Below are 18952 nucleotides of genomic sequence, written 5' to 3'. Positions count from 1 at the left end.
TGCTTGTTACGGTTTATTAACCTCGGTCCTGTGCAGTGGTTTATTCCCGGCGATTGAACACCATTCGAAGGACACATTTATGACCGTAGAAGACACGAACATTGATACGTTGATTGTTGGCGGAGGTCAGGCCGGTATTGCCATGAGTGAGCATCTGACGACGCTGGGGATCTCACATCTGGTTATCGAGAAAAACCGCATCGCCGAGGCCTGGCGAACCGGCCGTTGGGACTCGCTGGTGGCGAATGGTCCGGCGTGGCACGACCGTTTCCCGGGGATGGAGTTTAAGGGGGGCAATCCCGACAGTTTCATTCCTAAAGACGATGTCGCGGCATACTTTGAAGATTACGTCAGGGCCTTCAATCTGCCGGTGCGTACCGGCGTTGAAGTCAAAAGCGCAGTGCGCAACAGCGGACGCCCGGGTTTTACCATCGAGACCACGGAGGGCATCATTGAAGCCCAGCGTATTGTTGCCGCGACCGGACCGTTTCAAAAACCGGTCATTCCCGCGATTGCGCCGAAAGAGAGCGGCATTCATCAAATTCACTCCGCCCGATACTACAATCCGCAGCAGCTTCCTGAGGGCGCGGTGCTGGTTGTCGGCGCGGGCTCTTCCGGCGTGCAGATTGCTGACGAACTTCAGCGCGCTGGCCGCAAGGTCTATTTATCCGTCGGCGCGCACGACCGTCCGCCGCGCGCATACCGCAACCGGGATTTTTGCTGGTGGCTGGGGGTGCTGGGCATGTGGGATGCCCCCGCCAGCGCGCCGGGCAAAGAACATGTCACTATCGCCGTCAGCGGCGCCCATGGCGGGCACACCGTGGACTTCCGCGAGCTGGCGCACCGCGGCATCACCCTGGTCGGGCTGACGAAAGCCTTTGAATCCGGGACGGCGACCTTCCAGCCGGATCTGTGCGACAACATCCGTCGCGGGGATGAGAACTACCTGGCGCTGCTGGATGCCGCAGATGCCTACATTGCGGCCAATGGCCTGGATCTGCCGGAAGAACCTGCCGCCCGCGAGTTTTTACCTGACCCGCCGTGCATGACTTCACCGCTCCTCTCCCTGAACCTCGCGCAGGCGGGGATTACCACCATTATCTGGGCGACCGGCTACGCCGTGGATTACAGCTGGCTCAACGTGAAGGCTTTTAATGAGCAACATCGTCCGCAGCATCAACGCGGCGTCTCCAGCGAACCTGGGGTCTATTTCCTCGGATTGCCTTGGCTGTCGCGCCGGGGATCGACCTTCATCTGGGGCGTCTGGCATGACGCGAAACACATTGCCGACCATATTGCCACCCAGCGTAAGTACAGCCAGTACCAGGCTGCCGATCGGCGCTAAACACGCGCCATTAAACAGGATAAAAAAGATGCCAACACATACCCGTATTCGCATGTTTAATACCAAAGAGACCTACCCCAACCAGAGCCTGGATAACGATTTATGCCAGGCGGTTCGCGCCGGGAATACCGTCTACGTGCGCGGTCAGGTGGGAACGGATTTTGCCGGTAACCTGGTCGGTTTGGGCGACCCGCAGGCTCAGGCCGAGCAGGCGATGAAAAACGTCAAACAGCTGCTGGAGGAGGCCGGAAGCGACCTGTCGCACATCGTGAAAACCACCACCTATATCATTGACCCGCGTTATCGTGAGCCGGTGTATCAGGAAGTGGGTAAATGGCTGAAGGGGGTTTTCCCGATCTCCACGGGGCTGGTGATTTCAGCGCTGGCGCAGCCGCAATGGCTGATGGAGATCGACGTGATTGCCGTTATTCCCGATGATTTCGTGAAGTAAGGGGCGACGATGACCTTTTCTATCGCAGCATATTGCCCGGAAAGCGGGCAGTTTGGTATTGCGCTCAGCTCCTCCAGCATTGCCGTCGGCGCCCGCTGTCCCTGGCTACAGGCCGGAGTGGGGGCGGTATCCAGTCAGAACATCACGTTACCGACGCTGGGCCAGCTGGCGCTGGCGCAGCTGGAACAGGGTTTAGCGCCGGACATCGCGTTGCGCAGGGCGCTGGCGGAGGATGATTTCAGCCGCTACCGGCAGATTATCGCCATCGACGCCAACGGACAAACCGCCGCCTTCAGCGGCGATAAAACCCTCGGTATCTATCATGTCGCCGAAGGCGAGAACTGCATCGCCGCTGGCAATATGCTGGCCAGCACGGCGGTCATTGAGGCGATGGTGGCCGGTTTCCAGCACAGCGAAGGTGAAATGGCGCTGCGGCTACTGGCCGCGCTACAGGCCGGTCTGGCCTGCGGCGGTGAGGCCGGCCCGGTTCACTCTGCGGCGGTGAAGGTCGTGGATGACTATTCGTGGCCGCTGGTGGATTTGCGCATTGACTGGAGCGAGGACGATCCCATTGGCGAACTGGCCGCGCTCTGGCAGGCCTATGAGCCGCAGATGCAGGCCTATATCACGCGCGCGCTCGACCCGCGGGAGGCCCCCAGTTACGGAGTTCCGGGCGATGAATAATGAGGTGCAGTCGATACTGGCAACGCTGCTGGCTTTTGATACCACCAGTCGCGAATCCAATCTCGAGATGATCGATTACATCAACCGCTTTCTTCGCGGTTTTGGCATTGCATCCCGGCTGTTCTACGATGATGACGGCAAAAAAGCCAATCTTTATGCCCGCCTGGGGCCACCGGGCGCGGGGGGAGTGATGCTCTCCGGTCATACCGACGTGGTCCCGGTTGACGGCCAGCGCTGGACGGTCCCTCCTTTTGCGCTCACCCTGCGCGATGGCCTGTGCTATGGGCGCGGCAGCACCGACATGAAGGGCTTTATCGCCTGTGTGTTGGCCTCTGTTCCCGCCTTCCTCGCACAACCGTTAAGTATGCCTCTGCATCTGGCCTTTTCCTATGATGAGGAGGTGGGATGCCTCGGCGTCCGCAGTCTGGCTAATCATCTTAAGGCCTCGAAGGATAAGCCCGCTCTGTGCATTATCGGTGAGCCGACGGAGATGCGCCCGGTCTACGGTCATAAAGGCAAATTAGCCATGCGCTGCCATATTCACGGTAAGGCCTGCCATTCGGCCTATGCCCCCGATGGCGTGAACGCTATCGAGTATGCGGCGAAGCTGATTACCCGCTTAGGCGTGCTGGGGGAAAAGCTGGCGCTCAGACAGGACGCGCGCTTCGACCCGCCGTACAGTACCGTGCAGGTGGGGCTGATTACGGGCGGCGCGGCGCTCAATATTGTGCCTGAGCGCTGCCAGTTCGATTTTGAAATCCGCCATTTGCCGGACCTGTCGCTCGACGAGACGCTCAGCGGGCTGCAGGCGTATGCCGAAGATGAACTGGTGCCGGCGATGCGCACGGTGGCGGCGGAGGCCACAATCCGTTTTCAGCCGCTCAGCCAGTATCCCGGCCTGCTGAGCGATCCGCAGTCGGCCTTTGCCGGCTGGCTGGCGCAATGGGCGGGCAATGATACGTTCTCCACCGTCGCCTTCGGCACTGAAGGCGGGCTGTTTGACGAAGCGGGCGTGGCAACGCTGATTTGCGGGCCGGGAAGTATGGCGCAGGGACACAAGCCGGATGAATTTATTGCCCTGACTCAGTTGGAATGCTGTCTGGCGATGCTGGATAATCTGCGCCACTGGATGGCGGTCTCCTGAATCTTTTGCGCCCGGGGTCGGGCGCCTTGTCGCAAGCCTCTTTCCCCGCTATTTCGCGGGGGGAGCAGGCAATGTCTGAGCGGGCAGATACTGCCCGCGCTCTTCGCGGTCAATAGCCGACGGTGTACACCCGTCCGCTCTGTATGCCTTCCACGCTGCGGCGATAGGCCTGGGCAACGGCGGCGGCGGGGACGCTGGAGAAACCGGGGAAGAAACCGTCATAAGCGGCGAGCGACTCCGTCAATACGCCAGGGCTTATCAGGTTGATGCGGATGCCACGCGGCAGTTCGCAGGCGGCGGCGCGGACAAAGCCCTCCAGCCCGGCATTCACCGTCGTGGCGTTGACGCCCTGGGCAATCGGCTCATGGGCCACGATGCCGCTGATAAGCGTAATCGAACCGCCATCATTGAGATAATGCTGCCCGGTAAGCGCCAGGCGCACTTGCCCCAGCAGCTTGTCCTGCAGGCCCTGGTTGAAATCGCGGTCCGTCATGGACGAAAGGGGGCCAAAGAACAGATTGCCGGTGGCCGAGACAATCGCATCGACCCGGCCGACTTTTGCAAAGAGAGCGTCGACGCTCGGCTGAGAGGTGATATCTACCTGAAGGTCGCCCTGAGTGCGACCGACGCGAATGACGTCATGTTGACGGTTCAGTTCTTCGGCGACGGCGCGCCCGACGGTACCGCTGGCACCAATAACGACAATTTTCATGACTGACTCCTGATCGGTTGTGAGCCTCTATTCTTTAATGAAACAGTTATCGGATAAACTGGCTAAAAGTTAGATGATTACTAACCAAAGGTTTGTAATATGGATAAGCTACGCGCAATGGAGACGTTTATTACCGCGGTGGAGTGCGGCAGTTTTACCGACGCGGCATCGCGACTGGAGATGTCGGCGGTCATGGTCGGTAAATATATCGCCCTGACGGAGCGAGAGCTTGGTACCCGCCTGCTTGAGCGCAACACCCGGCGCCAGAGCCTGACCGATGCCGGGCGAGTCTATTATGAAGAGGCCAAACGGGTACTTGAACAGGTCGCTATCGCCGAAAGCTCGGTCGAACGATTGCGGCTGGCACCGGCCGGGACGCTGCGTATCAGTGCGCCGACCTCTTTTGGCGCCTGCGTGATTGCGCCGCTGACCGCTTCTTTTTTACAGGCGTGGCCGGATGTTCGCATCGAACTGGATCTGACTAACCGGATGATCGATCTCGTCGATGAGGGCTTCGATCTGGCGATCCGTATTGGCGATATTCACCACACCGATCTGGTGGCGAAATATCTCTGTCCTTATCGGATGGTGATTTGCGCTGCGCCCGCTTACCTGGCTCGTCACGGTACGCCAGTCGTACCGGCGGATTTGGTCGATCATCTTTGTCTGTCCCATACGGTATGGACGGCGCGCAATGAGTGGACATTGCCGGGCGCGCAAGACGCGGTGCGCTGGAAGCGCGATGCGATTTTGCGCTGCAATGATGGTTACGGCCTGCGCATGGCGGCGATAGCCGGAGCCGGGCTATTGCTGCAGCCGGAGGTCTTACTGAGCGAGGCGCTGGCCAGCGGCAAACTGGTGCGCGTGCTGGAGGCCTATACTCCCCACCCACGCCCGGTACATTTACTCTGGCGGCAGGATCTTCGTCCGCTGCCGAAGCTGACCCGCTTCGTAGAGCATGTGCTGAACGAGGGAAAGCGCTATTTATAAGCGCCGGTTATCGGGTCGCTATTTCGGGGCCTGGACGAAAGCTGGTGCGCCAGCAGGCTGGCTTCGTTTTTGAACTGGCCTGTATAGAAAGCTCCCGGTCATCCTGGTAAGATTCTGACGTCAGCATGGAAGGGCAGGGGATTTTCCCCGGAACGGCATATCTTTGGAGATAAGGTCTTAGCGCTGGCGGTTTGTTGGGGGACGTGCGAAGTCGTCTATCAATTGAATGTTGAGCGCTTAATATTTCCAGCATAAAGCTGATATTGAATCCTTTCACAGGAAAACGATGTATGAAGCCAAAACAAGCGGAAATTCTCCGCCATTCCATGTCTCTGTTCAACAAAGAGGGGTATCAGTCGCCAAGCATTGACCGGATTTCGGAGAATGCGGGCATCTCCAAAATGACGTTCTACCGCTACTATCCGGATAAAGAAGCGCTCATCCTCGCCATTTTACAGCTGAAAGAACTCGAGTTTATGCAGGATCTGCAGAATATTGTTGCGGATAAAGCCTCGGCGCGGGAGAAGCTGTTTGCCGTTTTTGAATACTATAACGACTGGTTTAAATGCGAAGATTTTCATGGCTGCATGTTCACCCGCGCGCTCTTCGAATATGGCGCTTCTTCCCAGGCTATCCGGGTGACCTGCTCGACGTTTAAATCACGTCTCTACCAGTTTTTTTGCGACATTCTCGTGAGTGTATTGAAACCGGAACCGGCGGAACGGGTGGCGATGATGATGGTCATGCTTATCGATGGCGCAATCGCCGCTCAACAGGCTGAGTCATCTGAGTGCCGGGAGATTCCCCCGGGAATGACGGCCTGGAGTGCGGCGAAAGCACTTATTTATTCCGAAGGCGGGACGCTCTGATCATCGCGCCATGCCAGGTATTTCAAGTGCGCGTAACGTCTCCAGCAGGCGATCGTAGTAATCGTTACAGGTTTGCAGACGAAGCGCGGCGCCGAAGTACACTTCCTCCATCGCCGCGGGATGTCTTTTACCTGTCGGTACGATAACGTTATTCAGCCATCCGTCGGCGTGCCCGATATCAACCGTGATGTGTTCTGCATAATAATGCACATCGCGTTCTGTCATCCCAATACGCAGGCAACCTGCGACAAGTTTTTGATACTGGGGAGGATCGAGTAATTCTGTCATCGCCATCACGCCAAGCGATTTGTAGTAATGCTGCCGGTTAACCCCGCCAAGCATGAACGCGTTATAGCCAGCAAGTCCTTGCCAGTCATACAGATGGGTAAAATGATTATCGGGTAAGGCAATATCCCGACGCTTCAGTAAATCCTTATACAGATTGACGTGCGTGATTTCATGACTTCCCTGGCCTATCTCATCCCACAGATTCCGGGCAATTTCAGCGCGCGTTTCTGGCAGGGAACCGACAAGACCCATAGCGACCAGATCGAAAAAAAGCAGATTCAGCGCGCTGTCGCTTTTGAAGAAATAATCTATCTGTGTTGCGGAAGCTGATGTTGCGAGAAAGTCAAACAGAGGGTGATGTGAGGCCGGGTGCATCTCACACAGCTTACGCAGTTCTGCAACAATATTCCCGGCGTTGAGAACCGGTTTATGGCAAACCATGTGTTTCTTTTCCGCCCGCAGCCATTCGGACTCGATGTAATTCCGGATCCTGGTGAGCAGGGGGTGAAACTGGTTTTTGGCGGCCATGGATAGCGGCTCAGCCAGCCAGGTCTGGTAAAGCTGGAAAAGCGCGCCGAGGGCAAATTTTTTCGCCTGTAGATCGCCCGCAGTAAACGCCCTGATGCAGGTGTTTTCCATCAAATACCAGACCTTTTCTGCAAGCTGCGGAGTGGCCGTCAGCGTCAGCGAAAGTTCGTCACTGTTGATGAGCCGGTCAATCATTTCGTCCAGCGGCAGTTTGTCCATGTCAAAAGGATTATCGGAATGATGTTTGTTTCCGGCGAGAGGATTTTCAGCTGTGCGCATTAATTTATCCTTGTAAAGCGCATGGTATATATACGTTATAGTACCGATAATGGTGCTGCAAGTTTATTTTATAACTGGCGTGTATTTTTTATAATTAATTGATTTTAATGGTGTAACTTGTTTTATTTCAATAATATTAAAAAATAGTTGATGTTATTAAAAATAAAACGTTACTATTTAGTACAGTCTGAAGTGATGCAAGGAATCAGCATGCCTTACCTGTTACTCACGCTGGCGGCCCTGTTCTGGGGAGGGAATTATGTCGTTGGACATATTCTCGTTCAGGGTGCGGATCCGATTCTCATGACGGAAGCAAGATGGGCGTTAACGGCGCTGCTGCTGGTGGTGCTCTATCATCGACAAATTCGCGAAAGTCAGCAACTGCTTCGCCAGAATGCCTCTACGCTGCTGATTTTAACGCTGTGCGGGCAGGTGAGTTTTCCTTTAACCCTCTATATTGGCCTGCAGTCGACCTCCGCGCTGAATGCGGCGATTTACATGTCAGCGACCCCCTGCATGGTGCTTATTATTAATCGTCTGATTTTCCACGATCGGGTATCGGCGCGTAACTGGTTGGGCGTGATCTTTAGCACCGCCGGCGTGCTGGTCCTCCTGCTGCACGGTAACCTGAGGCAATCAGCGGGGCTGAAAAGTTTTAGCCATGGCGATCTATGGGCGATGGGATCGGCGTTGAGCTGGGCGTTGTATTGTTCGCTGCTGCGTAATAAGGATCGCCGCATACCCGCTAACGCTTTCGTTGCCGCCAGTTCATTTCTCGGCGCTCTGATTCTTCTTCCGGTGGTGACTTTCTGGCTGTGGCGACACCCGACGACCTCATTCGCCGCATACCACGATATCTATTTCCTCAGCGGACTGGCGTACCTGGTGATTTTTCCCTCGTGGCTGGCCTATCTGTTCTGGAACAAAGGCATCGCCGCCATTGGTGCAACGCGTGGTGAAATTTATACCCATATTATTCCGCTTTCTGGCGGCATATTAAGTATTCTTTTTTTGCATACCCAGCCACATCTTTATCACTTGCTGAGCACGCTGTTAATTTTGACTGGGATCGCCACCTGTTCACTGGCTAAAAAAGCCACAGTGCATGCATAAATAGTAATGGAATGATTTAAACTCATAATTTAAGGACGAATTAGCGATGTTCAGGATGTATTTGTATCTTATTCTCGCCGCAGCGGTTTCCGCGCTGGCCACGGATATGATAGTGCCAGCATTACCGATATTACAAAATGCTTTCAATACTGATTATTCGACCATTCAACTGACAATTAGCGGTTTTCTGGTGATATACGCCGGTAGCCAGTTATTATCAGGATTCATCGGCGAAAAACTGGGTAAATTACGGGTGCTGACGGCCAGTTTTTTACTTTTCCTCGCCGGAAGCATTCTTTGCTTTATGTCCGAAAGTTTAATGACGTTACTGGCTGGCAGAGCGTTACAGGCCGTAGGCGCGGGGGCCGGGCCGGTGCTTTCCAAAGCGATAGCAAAAGAGACGTTTTCCCCGCTGATCCTCAAGCGCGCGCTTTCCGATATCTCTTCGGCCAGTGCGGTTGTTCCTCTGATTGCGCCGCTGGTCGGGGCTTTGATTCTTGGGCATCTGAACTGGAACAGCCTGTTCCTTGTGATGGCCCTGTTTAGCGTCGTGACCCTGCTGTTGTCTCCGCGCGCCCTTGCGCGCCATGATGCGGCGGTGCTCCCCTCATCTTCCGGGTTTGTCACCCCGGCGTTTATCCAGGGGACGCTGCTGGTCTCACTTATCCTGAGTTCGCTGTTTTGCTATATCTCGCTGTCTCCGGCTATTTTTATGCAGCAGTTTGGTCTGAGTACGCTGAACTATTCTCTGCTTTTCTCAGCATCCGTACTGTTTTTTATCCTCGGAAATCAGATGGCGAAGTTCGAACGAATGATTAATCCGTGGGTATTGTTTATTGTTAATGCGTTGTCGGTTGTCCCTTTTATTCTTGGCAGCCATTCACTGCTCTTATGCATCGCCGGTGCGATGATTTTTAACTTAAGTCTTGGCGCTTATTACCCGACGGCGAATTTTATCGCCCTGCAAATTAAAGGCACGAAGACAGGTATTGCGGCATCGGTTACCGGGTTTATTCAGACTGTGAGCGCCGGAGCCATTAGCTTTTTCGCCGTAAAACTAACGGATACCGGTATGGGCTTCGGCAGGACGCTCGGGGTAAGCACTTTATTGCTGGCGATTTTGTCTCTGCTGGTGGTCACTACACTTAAGGTCGCACAATGGAAAACGGGCAAAAAAGAGAACACAGAGATCCCTGAAATATAAAGCCAGGGTCTTTTCTTCACATATTAATGAACTGGTAGTGGTAAAAAGGGAGGGCAAAGAAATCACTTATCGGTGATGGCAGAAAATGGGGGAGTTCATCTCTTGCTCGTATCCTGGACTCGCGACGCATGAAGCGCTGAAACAAGCGGTTGTCGATGATATCGACCGTTTTGGTATGCAGACGTCAGTCGCCATAACGCGGGAAGCAGTTCTTAGTCATCTTTTTGATATCAGAGGCTTCCATACCATCAGACTTCGCTTTCCAGTTGTTCAGAGATATCGGTTTCATGGCAGACATCCTTAACGGTACGTCCGGCTTCGACGGACTTCAGAACGGCAATGATCAGGGGTTTGGTGAATCGGGCTTTAGTATGTCGGAAGATCTCTAAAAGTGAATGATTCGTTTTGCAGGGATACTGACAATTGCTGTGGACGACGGAACAGGTATGACGACCGACTGTAAAATGTGAAGGGCGGCAATGGTCGCCGGGTCTGTTTTCAGTGCTATAATAAGTGCATTAGGCCGTGTAATTTGCACGGTATTCATTGCAGGGGAGGGACCATGGCAGCGAAACAGCGCAGCACACAGAGCGTGACCATGACGGTGGAACGCGCCTTACTGGCCCGGGCGCGTGAGGCAGGCATTAACCTGAGTGCGACCCTGACAGCCGCGTTAGATGCCGAACTTCGGCACCATGAAGCGAAAAAATGGCAGGAAGAGAACAGGGAAGCCATTGAAGCACTAAATCGTTTCCATGATGAGCATGGCTGTTTCAGCGATGAATACAGGACATTTTAACCATGCAATTCACCGTATATGCGAATACTGGTAAAAGCACCGTTTACCCTCTGCTGCTCGATGTCACCAGCGATATTATTGGACAACTGAACCGCCGGATAGTGATCCCGCTGCTGCCGGTTGACAGGTATCCGGCAGGCCACCGCCCGGATCGCCTTGTTCCCTTCGTCAGTCTGACAGACGGCAGAGAATACGCGGTAATGACCCACGAGCTGGCAAGTATCCCGGTTCAGGCGCTGGGGGCGGTGTTCTGCGATGCTGCGCAGTACCGTTCGCAGGTAAAGGCTGCAATTGATTTTCTCATTGACGGCATTTAGCCGTGATTGCCGGGCACCTGCTTCAGTTCGGCTATCGTACGCAGAAGAAAAGCTTCACTGTTTTTTGCGCCGAACGGAACTGACACATTGTTCCGTATCACTGTTTTGAAACCGTCAAACGGTCTGATTAACGACGCTTTGGTTTTTTCCTTTGTGGGTGGCTCCGCCAACCCGTATGGATGCGGCGCAGCTGACGGAAGAAGGCTACTACAGCGTGTTTGGTAAGAGTGGTGCGCGTATCGAAATCCCTGGTTGTTCCCTGTGTATGGGTAACCAGGCGCGTGTGGCGGACGGTGCGACGGTGGTGTCCACTTCGACCCGTAACTTCCCGAACCGTTTAGGGACCGGCGCTAACGTTTATCTGGCCTCTGCGGAACTGGCCGCGGTCGCTTCCCTGCTCGGCAAACTGCCGACGCCGGAAGAGTACCAGACCTTCGTCGCGCAGGTGGATGAGACCGCGGCGGACACTTACCGTTATCTGAACTTCAACCAGCTTTCCCAGTACACAGAGAATGCCGAAGGTGTGATTTTCCAGACGGTAGTGTAATCAGAAAGGAGTGGAAATAGTGCCAGGGGGGAGGGAAGGTGGCTGCCAGGTTGACCTGCATACTCAGACATCTACCAGAAGCCCAAAAGCAAAAACCCGCCTTGTGGGCGGGTTCTTTAAATAGTGGTGCCCGGACTCGGGATCATTCAGTTATCTATTAATTTGAAAATTAGCATAAATTTTATTCCTGCCTGTTGTCAAGACCCTTGGCTTGACCCGTATTTTCATATGTAGATCATGAATGCAGTGCGCCGGCCAGATAATGTTTCTGGTTTTGTCTCGGCGTGGCGATGCGTTTCTGATGCCCTTTAGGCATCCAGTTTGCGACAATTTTCGGGTTCAGGTCGATATCGACTTCATCCTGATAAAACATGGGATGGTTTATCTGCTCCTGAGCCATCGCCTGCCCGACGGCAAGCTGCTTTTCCTCATAGTGTGGGTCTTTGATTTTCAATGTTGGCGCGGTTCTGCACCAGACCATTCCCGCCTGTTTCAGGTAGCGGTGTAAGGTGGAACGGTGAAGAGTCACATCGAAAAGCCGGTTGACGATACGGGTCAGTAACTCTGTGCTCCAGCGCGAGTGCAGCCAGCCGAAATCCCCGGGGGAACGTTGTACCAACAGCGGCAAAGTCCGAAGGATATCGGCGACCGGCCACTGTGAAGCGCGCCCGGGCCGGAGGCTCTTTAAGCCGTCAACACCATATAAAGTTAACCAGTTTATCCATCTGCCGACGGACGAACGGGCGGCACAGAGCAGCCTGGCGACCTCGGTAACGGTTATTCCCCGATGCAGCATAAGCAGAGCAATAAGCCGCCGGGAATGGTTTTTATCGCGGGTTTGCCGGGCTTCTTTACGCATCAGTCGTCGTTCTTCATCAGTAATTGCTGTTATGATCGGCATTGCGCAGTCCGGTTAGTGGTTTGTTTTGATTTTGCGATTGATCAGAACGCTCAATCCGGACTGAGTTCCCTTCAGGTGATCTATTATTTTGAGAAGTTATTTAGATTTTATTTATAATTAAAAATGTGATTTATATAATAAATGAAAAGCAGCAGTGATGATACTAAATACTAACCCCATTAAATATATAATGGGGTGTATTGTTAATTAAATGGTATGTATGTAAGGCTCAACTGTAATTTTATCCTGTCTTATTTTAAATAGGACTTTATCTCCAGGCATTAATTTAAATACTTCATCATTAACAGCTTCCCCTTCTATTTTGAAAGGACCATGCTGAATTCTGATTTTTCTTTTATTGTGTATGATGTTATCAATTATCCCTATGTATTCGCCATTTTTTAAGGTGAAATTTTTATCTGATGCTTGTGATTTACCTTTTGTCTTTTTATCTATAGGATTTGTTGATAAATAGCGCATGAAATCGGCTATAAGTTTTTTAGTAATATCAGGGTTTCTGTTTTCTTTTGCATTTATTTTTTTTGATTTTAAGAAATTGGCTGCTATATTAAATGCTGATTCGATATTTTCATCAATCCTTATCATTAGCTGTAAAAATCTTTTGTCAATAATAGCCATCCCTCTACATAACTCAGGAGCAATGGCTCTTTTTATTAATAGAGCAAGATGGAAACTCCATTCTCTTAATTGGCGATCCTTATAGGCGTAGCCTTTTGTTCTGAAAGTAATATGATGGGCCGCAAAATATAATCCAGGATAATCATCTTCGGAAAAGAGTTCACTGGATTTATTCTGATTATATTCAGATAGTAATGTTCCATAGTAATAATGGACTTTATGGGGTTCTTCCAGAACTGTGGACACAAAAGATTTAATCAATGTTGGGGCGGAAGTAATAAATTGTTGTTTTATCTCTTGTTCATGATCATATTGATGAGGTCTGCGTTCATAATAATATTCATACCCAACATTGTTTCTCATCGCATTAAAAAAGTCTTCAACAAAGCGATGATATGGGCGAATTGTTGCAAATGCTTCTTTTGTAACTTGTGATTGACTGTTAGTGGTTGATATAACTTGCCCACTTAAATCAATGTCTGTGGTTTCGACAAGTTTTATTGTCACATACATATCATCAGTCAAAAGTGTTCTGTTATTATAAAGAACATGACTGGTTTGACACCCATTTACAACTTGGAATTGAGATAATTGGAAATTATCTCCAGATGGAATTATTCCCTTTGCGACGATAGTTAATCCGTTATTGAGTATAGCAAATCTGTCTCTTTCCTCTGTTTTCTTGATGGTTTGAGCTATATCATCATTAACTAGATTTTGATTACCAAGAAAGTCACGTACATTCTCAAAGAATAACCCTTTATTAATATCACCATTGCTCTTTTGTATTATCTTTACATAATCAGAACATTTTACCACACCTAAATAAGCCGATTTTGCTCCTTTTATTTTTGGGAGCGATACATGTCGTTCGAATGGTATTTCTACAAAAATGTCATTCTGTGTTTCTCTGTATAGTTTTGCAATTGCGTCTCCATCATATATATTGCATGTTACAGATGAAGATAAATATGGCATTGACCGCATATCTTGTAAGAACGTATCCTTTTGAGAAATGATGTCATTGTTACTATTATCAAAATGACCAGTGTAGACAAAATCTAATTCAATACTTGGTAAATGTTTTAATTTGGCGCTTTTATTATAAATATAGGTTTTAAGATCAAATGCTTTATGTAACTGAGTTGGTACCGCTTGTTTATCTTTGCCGAAAAAAGTCTTTACGGTTGAGGTGAATTTTAAAAAATCTCCGAAATCAAATTTAGTGGATGTTTTTGCTTGAGAAAATATGAAGTTAACCTCAAACTGTGCTCGTGTGAAATTCTCCAAATCAGTCATTTCATCAATAATTACTCCGCCAATTGAAATGGCAAAACCATCAACTCCAATACATTCGCCAGTACTGACTTTATCAAATTCAAAAGAATCATAATGATCAGATTTCAATAGGCAATAATTGACGAATTTTTCAAATTGTAAATCTTGATTATCATTTTCCAAATTGTTTTTAATTACAAACTCTCGAAGCATTCCCGATAAGATTATATTATCCATAAAATACCTTCATTAATAAATAAGTGAAAATAGATATGTTGTAACACTAAATATTGAGTCAATCAATGAAAATAATGTGGTTTATTATGCGGATTTATTTTTTCTTACAAAATTGCAGGTAAACGAAACATTAGTGCCGTTTTTCCTGTTAATTCTGCTTGCTGCCATTAATTAACCGCAGTATCCCCAATTCGTGCCTGAAAATTAAGGTTCCAGGCTTGACCTCCTGAAAACTGTTACAGGCGACATACGACTCGCCTGCATCTTTTTTTATGTCGTGCGCACGGCTACACCTCTGCCGCCCCATCTTAGTTATGATTTTATTTAAATTAGAGTAAGGTTAGTATAGCCTTTATTTTATACTTATAGAAGTGTTTTTATATAAAAACAGCAAGTGCAGGAGTTAGTAGAGATCTATGTTATGGTTATTTCTGGGTTATGAAGGTCACTCCGTTTGCTGAATTGATGACCCGCAATCTGGACGACAGCGTGCAGGACGCTATTACGGCGCGGCAGGCGTAGTAATATAACAAACTAATTCACTTAGGCTTGCTAGAATAATAGAAAGCATCATATTTTGATAGTGAATGTGTATGTGATCACAAATTAATGGGGTTGGTTCGCATCTTTTTGATTGAGTGAAATTTCACTAAATTTATTTAAGTTTTAGCAGGTAGGTCACTTGTTAATAATAGATAATCTAATTAATTCATGTGTAGATAAAAGTAATAATTTTTATTGGAAATACTTGGGTTGTGTTTTACTTTAAATGAACTCAAAGCCGCCAGAATTATTTCAAGCGGCAACGTGGAACTAGTCATCAATTGGACCAACTAGATTTTCTACTTCTTCATCTCGTGCTTGGTCTGTTTTGTTATACATTCTATAATTAATATATTTAACACTATACCTATTTGCTAGTTTAATGATTGAATCTATTTCAATGCACTTTTCTCTGCCATCGAAAGATAAAAGGTATTTTGATTTTGCATTTTTATCCGTCGCATAATCCCTTGCTTGTAAAACCCCCTTGTATAACCAACGTCTATCATGGTTTAGACCATTTCCGTTTCTTAAAACCTTTAGCTCTATAACACATGGGCCGTGTTCTTCTATCATTGCGCTAGGGCAGATGTATATATCCATTCGTCCGCTATTAACAGTTCCTTCTGATATGACGTTTTCTGGCCCTAGTTTATTTTGAAGACTATCCGCCAGCCTCGCAGATATTCTTGTCTCGGCCTTTTTGGTTAGAGTGAATTCTTTTTGACTATCCCATATCATCATTGTCGAACTAGGGTACATTAGTTCTTTTGAGTAAAAGTCATTAGTATGTCTTTCTAGATCGGAACAATTGTAAATAACCTTTTTCGTTATTATTGGGCTTGATTCCCCTTCATTTTCATCTCCTTCTGGGTATGAATTTAGAACGGAATTTTCATTTTCATATCGGGCATAGCAAAGCGTTTTTGGATTGAATTTTAATATATTATCTATCTCGGAAGAAAACATGTTCTGAATGTCAATATTACTATTGCATTTGTCATATTCAGTGTCTATTACTCTAACGCGGGATAAATTAGTATCTAATGAAAGAATTACTTTTCCTTTAATATCAATTGATGTGAATGAGAAAAAACGATTTACTTCTTGACCAAGATTTTCAAGATCACGTTTAATGTCATTAGGTACTAAGACAAATAAACAATCGCCAATGGATCTTATATCATTTGAAACTTTTATTCTATTATTTAAATAGGATTTTACTTTAACTATAAAACTATATGGATCTGCACTCGAGTTTGATGGCAGGCTACTACTTGATTCAGGGATGCTCTGTCGTGTTTTCTCAACACTATCTGGCTCCATAATGCTATTTAAATTATTTTTATTAATTTTCATTATGTTTAGCTCCCATGTTATCAAAAGCATTTTTTAAGTAAGCAATGTAACGATGAATTCCTTCTCTTGTGGTCTGACTGCGTTCTTGAGGAAATAAATGCGATATTGCTTCTTTTGTAAAATTATTATCGGGGGTAGATATATCTACACCAAGCCCATCGGAAACTATTTTATAGTGTATTTCAAAATTATTTATTTCGTGTATCTGTATTTTTGATAAATATGTTAAAGATCTGAAGAATTCACGCAAAAAGATTGAGTAGTTTTCAAGAATTGTATCGTCATTTATTTCTTCGGTTATATCTAACCCTTCCTTTGTTATTCTATAATTCCCTTTAAGCCAAAAACCATGTTCATCTTTTATCGCAACTACACTTTGTGACTCAACAAGTTGTTGGGCCACCAATATCCCAATATCAAGCTGAGCTCTTGGAAAATAAGGGCCTCGTCTGTGCTTTAATGTATAATGGTTAGGCATTTTCACATCAGAAACAGGGGACAATACATTTGCAAGATATATAAGTTTATGCAGCATATCCATGGCTATAGGATATATTCCATTTCTTTCAGCGGCCTCAAAAAATAAAAGTAACCATCCCCTTGACGAAAGTTCAATGTTATCTTTCATCTGCGATATCCTCATAGTCCTCAGGGTATACTGCTTTAGAAAACATTAAATTATACTCATTCCAATTATTTTTTAATGATAAATTTGGAGCCGCAAGATTTAGTAAATTAATAATATGTTTACTTCTATTTTCACGACAGATTCCATCTGCTGTTTTTATTGATGTTTCTTGGCCTAATTTATTAAGAATGATATCACTATCAGACTTATCGTATGTGGCAGGTGAAGAAATAGCCCCCAATAGAGCTGGAATCATTTCACTTTTATTTAAATTGGTGCTTGCTAAGAAAATGTTTTTCCCATCTTGGGCATTAGCAAACTCTCTGAATAATCTACTTGCTTCATGTATAAATAAGCTGTCCAAACTAGCTTCTGGTGTTTCCATAACAACCATTGCGGGTGATTGGTTTTCCGCACTAATAACATCAATCAGAGATAATCGAAATGCTAAGTCTATGAATTCCTTCTGAGATTCCGATACAGAGTCGGCAGTCTCTCTCTTTGATGGCTCTCTATCAAAAACACCAGATGTCATTAATACCTTAAAACATGGGAAATCAATTGCGGAAATTCCTTGGCCAATTTTTCTTGATTGGGTTTCATAACGGATAAAAACTCTTTCTGCTAATAGATTCTTGCTGTAATATTTAAACCTCTGCTCAAGCAGTTTCATTTTCACATTTAGTTTTTCATTATTAATTGTTAAAATTTTTAAATACTTTGCATTTGCTTCGTTTCGTATATTATTTTGCTCACGGAGTTCTATTTCTCTAAAATCTATTATGCGTTGGAGTTCCTGTTTTTCAGTTTCGTCTAGGGGCATGTTTTTTTCAAGATTTTTAACTCTGTTTTGAGATGCTTTCAATTCTAGCATTGAGTCTCTAAGTATGTTTTCAATTACATACACACCTTCTTTTAATTCTTCAATAATAGTTGTTTTAGAAGATATAGAATCTTCTAATATATCCATTTTTGCATATAAAATTTTAAGTTCATTATTTAAATGCTCAATGGAGTGATCATTTTTTTCTTTACCTTCTATTTGTGAATTACAAATAGGGCATCGCTTATCTAAAGAAAACTTTTTACGAAAATAATCAGGGCTGGCACTTTCGTTCCCACATGCCAGGCATCCGGCTCCAGAATTTAAGCTCTTTAGTATATACTCTAATGTCGCATCGTTATCTGGTAGGTAATGTCCATATATTAAATGCTGGTTGTAGTCTATTGCATATTTTAATTCATCTAGATCTCTGGAATAAGTCGCCTTTGCTAATCTTTCATCTTCCAATATGTTTTTTTGATTGATGTAATTATTTTGTGATTCTTTAAAGGCCTCTTCTAGAGCTGATAGTTTTGTTTTCTCCAATATATATGTGGCCCTATTTTTCTCTGATTCAGCATCGCTTTTTTCTTTTAATCTATCTCTAATTGTTGTTAACGAGGCATTTAAATTCCTGTATTTGCTATCTGCTTTTTGAGCGATATCATATTGTTTTACAGCTTCTCTAGATGATTCTGCGTCAAAAAATAAAATACGCATCATTTCAAATTGAGCTCGATTATCCCAAATAAGCTCTGTCCTATCTTCTAAGAAGAATAGCAAGTATTTAATTATATAATAAAAATCTACATAATCGGCTGCCCCGGAAAGTTCGATAATTTGTCTTTCATATTCATCCTGTGATGCTTCTAAAATAACCCCATTTTTAGATAACCCAACTACTTCAAGATTAGATAGTTTCCTTTCAATCTCGAGGATATTATCGCCAAATGATACTTTACATTTAATGAAAGAATTAATTGCTCCATCTTTAACTCGATTACGGAAGAATGAATTTTTTCTCCATTGTGCCAATGTATGGCCGGTACTTCCCAGAAGTGCCGTATCGCTTTTGGGGATATCTTTGGGACCTACTAAGAGTCTAAATAACGCACTTAGTAATGTTGTTTTTCCTAATCCATTTACACCAATAATTAAGTGAATGCCACCATTAAGCTCATGAGATATACCATCATTATTCTCATTTTTATATATCTGAAACCCTTTTATATCAATACTGCGTATTACAGGGAAACAAATCATGATATTGTCCT

The 18952-nt window shown here is 46.8% G+C and carries 15 protein-coding genes and 4 pseudogenes; 11 read left to right on the top strand and 8 right to left on the bottom strand.

Features of this window, described 5'->3' with window-relative positions; all coding sequences use genetic code 11:
• The first annotated feature begins 79 nt into the window (after window positions 1-79).
• The 4 genes from FNY10_RS21280 to argE are packed head-to-tail and all read left to right on the top strand — an operon-like array spanning window position 80 to window position 3624.
• Window positions 80-1345, top strand: coding sequence for a flavin-containing monooxygenase (locus FNY10_RS21280; protein WP_131048548.1), 1266 nt, complete (start codon window positions 80-82; stop codon window positions 1343-1345).
• Window positions 1346-1373: 28 nt separating this feature from the next.
• On the top strand, window positions 1374-1796 hold the full coding sequence (locus FNY10_RS21275; RefSeq protein WP_004867660.1) for a RidA family protein: 423 nt from the start codon (window positions 1374-1376) through the stop codon (window positions 1794-1796).
• A gap of 9 nt (window positions 1797-1805) precedes the next feature.
• Window positions 1806-2480 (top strand): DUF1028 domain-containing protein, encoded by a 675-nt coding sequence (locus FNY10_RS21270; protein WP_141963420.1) that lies wholly within the window; start codon window positions 1806-1808, stop codon window positions 2478-2480.
• Complete coding sequence (argE, locus tag FNY10_RS21265; protein ID WP_100683480.1) at window positions 2473-3624, top strand: acetylornithine deacetylase; 1152 nt, start codon at window positions 2473-2475, stop codon at window positions 3622-3624. Before FNY10_RS21270 ends, argE begins: the two co-directional genes overlap by 8 nt.
• 109 nt (window positions 3625-3733) lie before the next feature.
• On the opposite strand, the gene FNY10_RS21260 is transcribed toward argE, so the two are convergent.
• Window positions 3734-4336: a short chain dehydrogenase gene (locus FNY10_RS21260; protein WP_100683479.1), complete on the bottom strand. Its 603-nt coding sequence runs from the start codon at window positions 4334-4336 to the stop codon at window positions 3734-3736.
• Between the two features lie 99 nt (window positions 4337-4435).
• On the opposite strand from FNY10_RS21260, the gene FNY10_RS21255 reads away from it, so the two are divergent.
• Window positions 4436-5326 (top strand): LysR family transcriptional regulator, encoded by an 891-nt coding sequence (locus FNY10_RS21255; RefSeq protein ID WP_131048550.1) that lies wholly within the window; start codon window positions 4436-4438, stop codon window positions 5324-5326.
• Window positions 5327-5616: 290 nt separating this feature from the next.
• Complete coding sequence (locus FNY10_RS21250; RefSeq protein WP_141963425.1) at window positions 5617-6195, top strand: TetR/AcrR family transcriptional regulator; 579 nt, start codon at window positions 5617-5619, stop codon at window positions 6193-6195.
• On the opposite strand, the pseudogene FNY10_RS21245 reads toward FNY10_RS21250, so the two are convergent.
• A pseudogene (locus FNY10_RS21245) lies at window positions 6171-7290 on the bottom strand (iron-containing redox enzyme family protein). The gene FNY10_RS21250 and the pseudogene FNY10_RS21245 sit on opposite strands and share 25 nt — an antisense overlap.
• A 210-nt stretch (window positions 7291-7500) precedes the next feature.
• Here FNY10_RS21245 and FNY10_RS21240 point away from each other — a divergent pair.
• Window positions 7501-8403 carry a DMT family transporter gene (locus FNY10_RS21240; protein WP_160704445.1) on the top strand — a complete coding sequence of 301 codons (903 nt, stop codon included), beginning with the start codon at window positions 7501-7503 and terminating at the stop codon, window positions 8401-8403.
• A 46-nt stretch (window positions 8404-8449) separates the two neighbouring features.
• Window positions 8450-9607, top strand: a complete 1158-nt coding sequence (locus FNY10_RS21235; protein WP_160704447.1) for an MFS transporter — start codon at window positions 8450-8452, stop codon at window positions 9605-9607.
• A gap of 217 nt (window positions 9608-9824) precedes the next feature.
• Here FNY10_RS21235 and FNY10_RS21230 read toward each other — a convergent pair.
• Window positions 9825-9990 (bottom strand): annotated as a pseudogene (locus tag FNY10_RS21230) (transposase); the annotation flags it as partial.
• Window positions 9991-10169: 179 nt separating this feature from the next.
• On the opposite strand from FNY10_RS21230, the gene FNY10_RS21225 reads away from it, so the two are divergent.
• The 3 genes and pseudogenes from FNY10_RS21225 to FNY10_RS21215 all read left to right on the top strand — a co-directional run.
• A complete protein-coding gene (locus FNY10_RS21225) occupies window positions 10170-10406 on the top strand; it encodes a type II toxin-antitoxin system CcdA family antitoxin (RefSeq protein ID WP_100683473.1) in 237 nt (78 codons plus the stop codon).
• Between the two features lie 2 nt (window positions 10407-10408).
• Window positions 10409-10723, top strand: a complete 315-nt coding sequence (locus FNY10_RS21220) for a CcdB family protein (protein ID WP_100683472.1) — start codon at window positions 10409-10411, stop codon at window positions 10721-10723.
• Window positions 10724-10874: 151 nt separating this feature from the next.
• Window positions 10875-11270: pseudogene (locus FNY10_RS21215) on the top strand (aconitase family protein); the annotation flags it as partial.
• A gap of 238 nt (window positions 11271-11508) precedes the next feature.
• On the opposite strand, the pseudogene FNY10_RS21210 reads toward FNY10_RS21215, so the two are convergent.
• The 5 genes and pseudogenes from FNY10_RS21210 to FNY10_RS21190 all read right to left on the bottom strand — a co-directional run.
• Window positions 11509-12171: pseudogene (locus tag FNY10_RS21210) on the bottom strand (IS630 family transposase); the annotation flags it as partial.
• Between the two features lie 207 nt (window positions 12172-12378).
• Window positions 12379-14325: an AIPR family protein gene (locus FNY10_RS21205; protein ID WP_141963433.1), complete on the bottom strand. Its 1947-nt coding sequence runs from the start codon at window positions 14323-14325 to the stop codon at window positions 12379-12381.
• Between the two features lie 813 nt (window positions 14326-15138).
• The gene (locus FNY10_RS21200; protein ID WP_141963435.1) at window positions 15139-16227 is read right to left on the bottom strand and encodes a hypothetical protein; all 1089 of its coding nucleotides are present in this window, start codon (window positions 16225-16227) and stop codon (window positions 15139-15141) included.
• Window positions 16217-16855 carry a hypothetical protein gene (locus FNY10_RS21195; RefSeq protein WP_141963437.1) on the bottom strand — a complete coding sequence of 213 codons (639 nt, stop codon included), beginning with the start codon at window positions 16853-16855 and terminating at the stop codon, window positions 16217-16219. Before FNY10_RS21195 ends, FNY10_RS21200 begins: the two co-directional genes overlap by 11 nt.
• Complete coding sequence (locus FNY10_RS21190) at window positions 16845-18941, bottom strand: hypothetical protein (RefSeq protein ID WP_160704449.1); 2097 nt, start codon at window positions 18939-18941, stop codon at window positions 16845-16847. The genes FNY10_RS21195 and FNY10_RS21190 overlap by 11 nt, the downstream gene beginning before the upstream one ends.
• Window positions 18942-18952: the final 11 nt, after the last annotated feature.

It is taken from the genome of Klebsiella sp. Lac1 (genome assembly GCF_009825425.1).
GTDB lineage: Bacteria > Pseudomonadota > Gammaproteobacteria > Enterobacterales > Enterobacteriaceae > Klebsiella > Klebsiella electrica.
This window is presented reverse-complemented; position numbering and strand designations above follow the sequence as displayed.

Excerpts from the sequence above, each read along its gene's own strand:
- FNY10_RS21280 (WP_131048548.1), top strand. The coding sequence starts at position 80 with ATGACCGTAGAAGACACGAACATTGATACGTTGATTGTTGGCGGAGGT.
- FNY10_RS21275 (WP_004867660.1), top strand. The coding sequence starts at position 1,374 with ATGCCAACACATACCCGTATTCGCATGTTTAATACCAAAGAGACCTAC.
- FNY10_RS21270 (WP_141963420.1), top strand. The coding sequence starts at position 1,806 with ATGACCTTTTCTATCGCAGCATATTGCCCGGAAAGCGGGCAGTTTGGT.
- argE (WP_100683480.1), top strand. The coding sequence starts at position 2,473 with ATGAATAATGAGGTGCAGTCGATACTGGCAACGCTGCTGGCTTTTGAT.
- FNY10_RS21260 (WP_100683479.1), bottom strand. The coding sequence starts at position 4,336 with ATGAAAATTGTCGTTATTGGTGCCAGCGGTACCGTCGGGCGCGCCGTC.
- FNY10_RS21255 (WP_131048550.1), top strand. The coding sequence starts at position 4,436 with ATGGATAAGCTACGCGCAATGGAGACGTTTATTACCGCGGTGGAGTGC.
- FNY10_RS21250 (WP_141963425.1), top strand. The coding sequence starts at position 5,617 with ATGAAGCCAAAACAAGCGGAAATTCTCCGCCATTCCATGTCTCTGTTC.
- FNY10_RS21240 (WP_160704445.1), top strand. The coding sequence starts at position 7,501 with ATGCCTTACCTGTTACTCACGCTGGCGGCCCTGTTCTGGGGAGGGAAT.
- FNY10_RS21235 (WP_160704447.1), top strand. The coding sequence starts at position 8,450 with ATGTTCAGGATGTATTTGTATCTTATTCTCGCCGCAGCGGTTTCCGCG.
- FNY10_RS21225 (WP_100683473.1), top strand. The coding sequence starts at position 10,170 with ATGGCAGCGAAACAGCGCAGCACACAGAGCGTGACCATGACGGTGGAA.
- FNY10_RS21220 (WP_100683472.1), top strand. The coding sequence starts at position 10,409 with ATGCAATTCACCGTATATGCGAATACTGGTAAAAGCACCGTTTACCCT.
- FNY10_RS21205 (WP_141963433.1), bottom strand. The coding sequence starts at position 14,325 with ATGGATAATATAATCTTATCGGGAATGCTTCGAGAGTTTGTAATTAAA.
- FNY10_RS21200 (WP_141963435.1), bottom strand. The coding sequence starts at position 16,227 with ATGAAAATTAATAAAAATAATTTAAATAGCATTATGGAGCCAGATAGT.
- FNY10_RS21195 (WP_141963437.1), bottom strand. The coding sequence starts at position 16,855 with ATGAAAGATAACATTGAACTTTCGTCAAGGGGATGGTTACTTTTATTT.
- FNY10_RS21190 (WP_160704449.1), bottom strand. The coding sequence starts at position 18,941 with ATGATTTGTTTCCCTGTAATACGCAGTATTGATATAAAAGGGTTTCAG.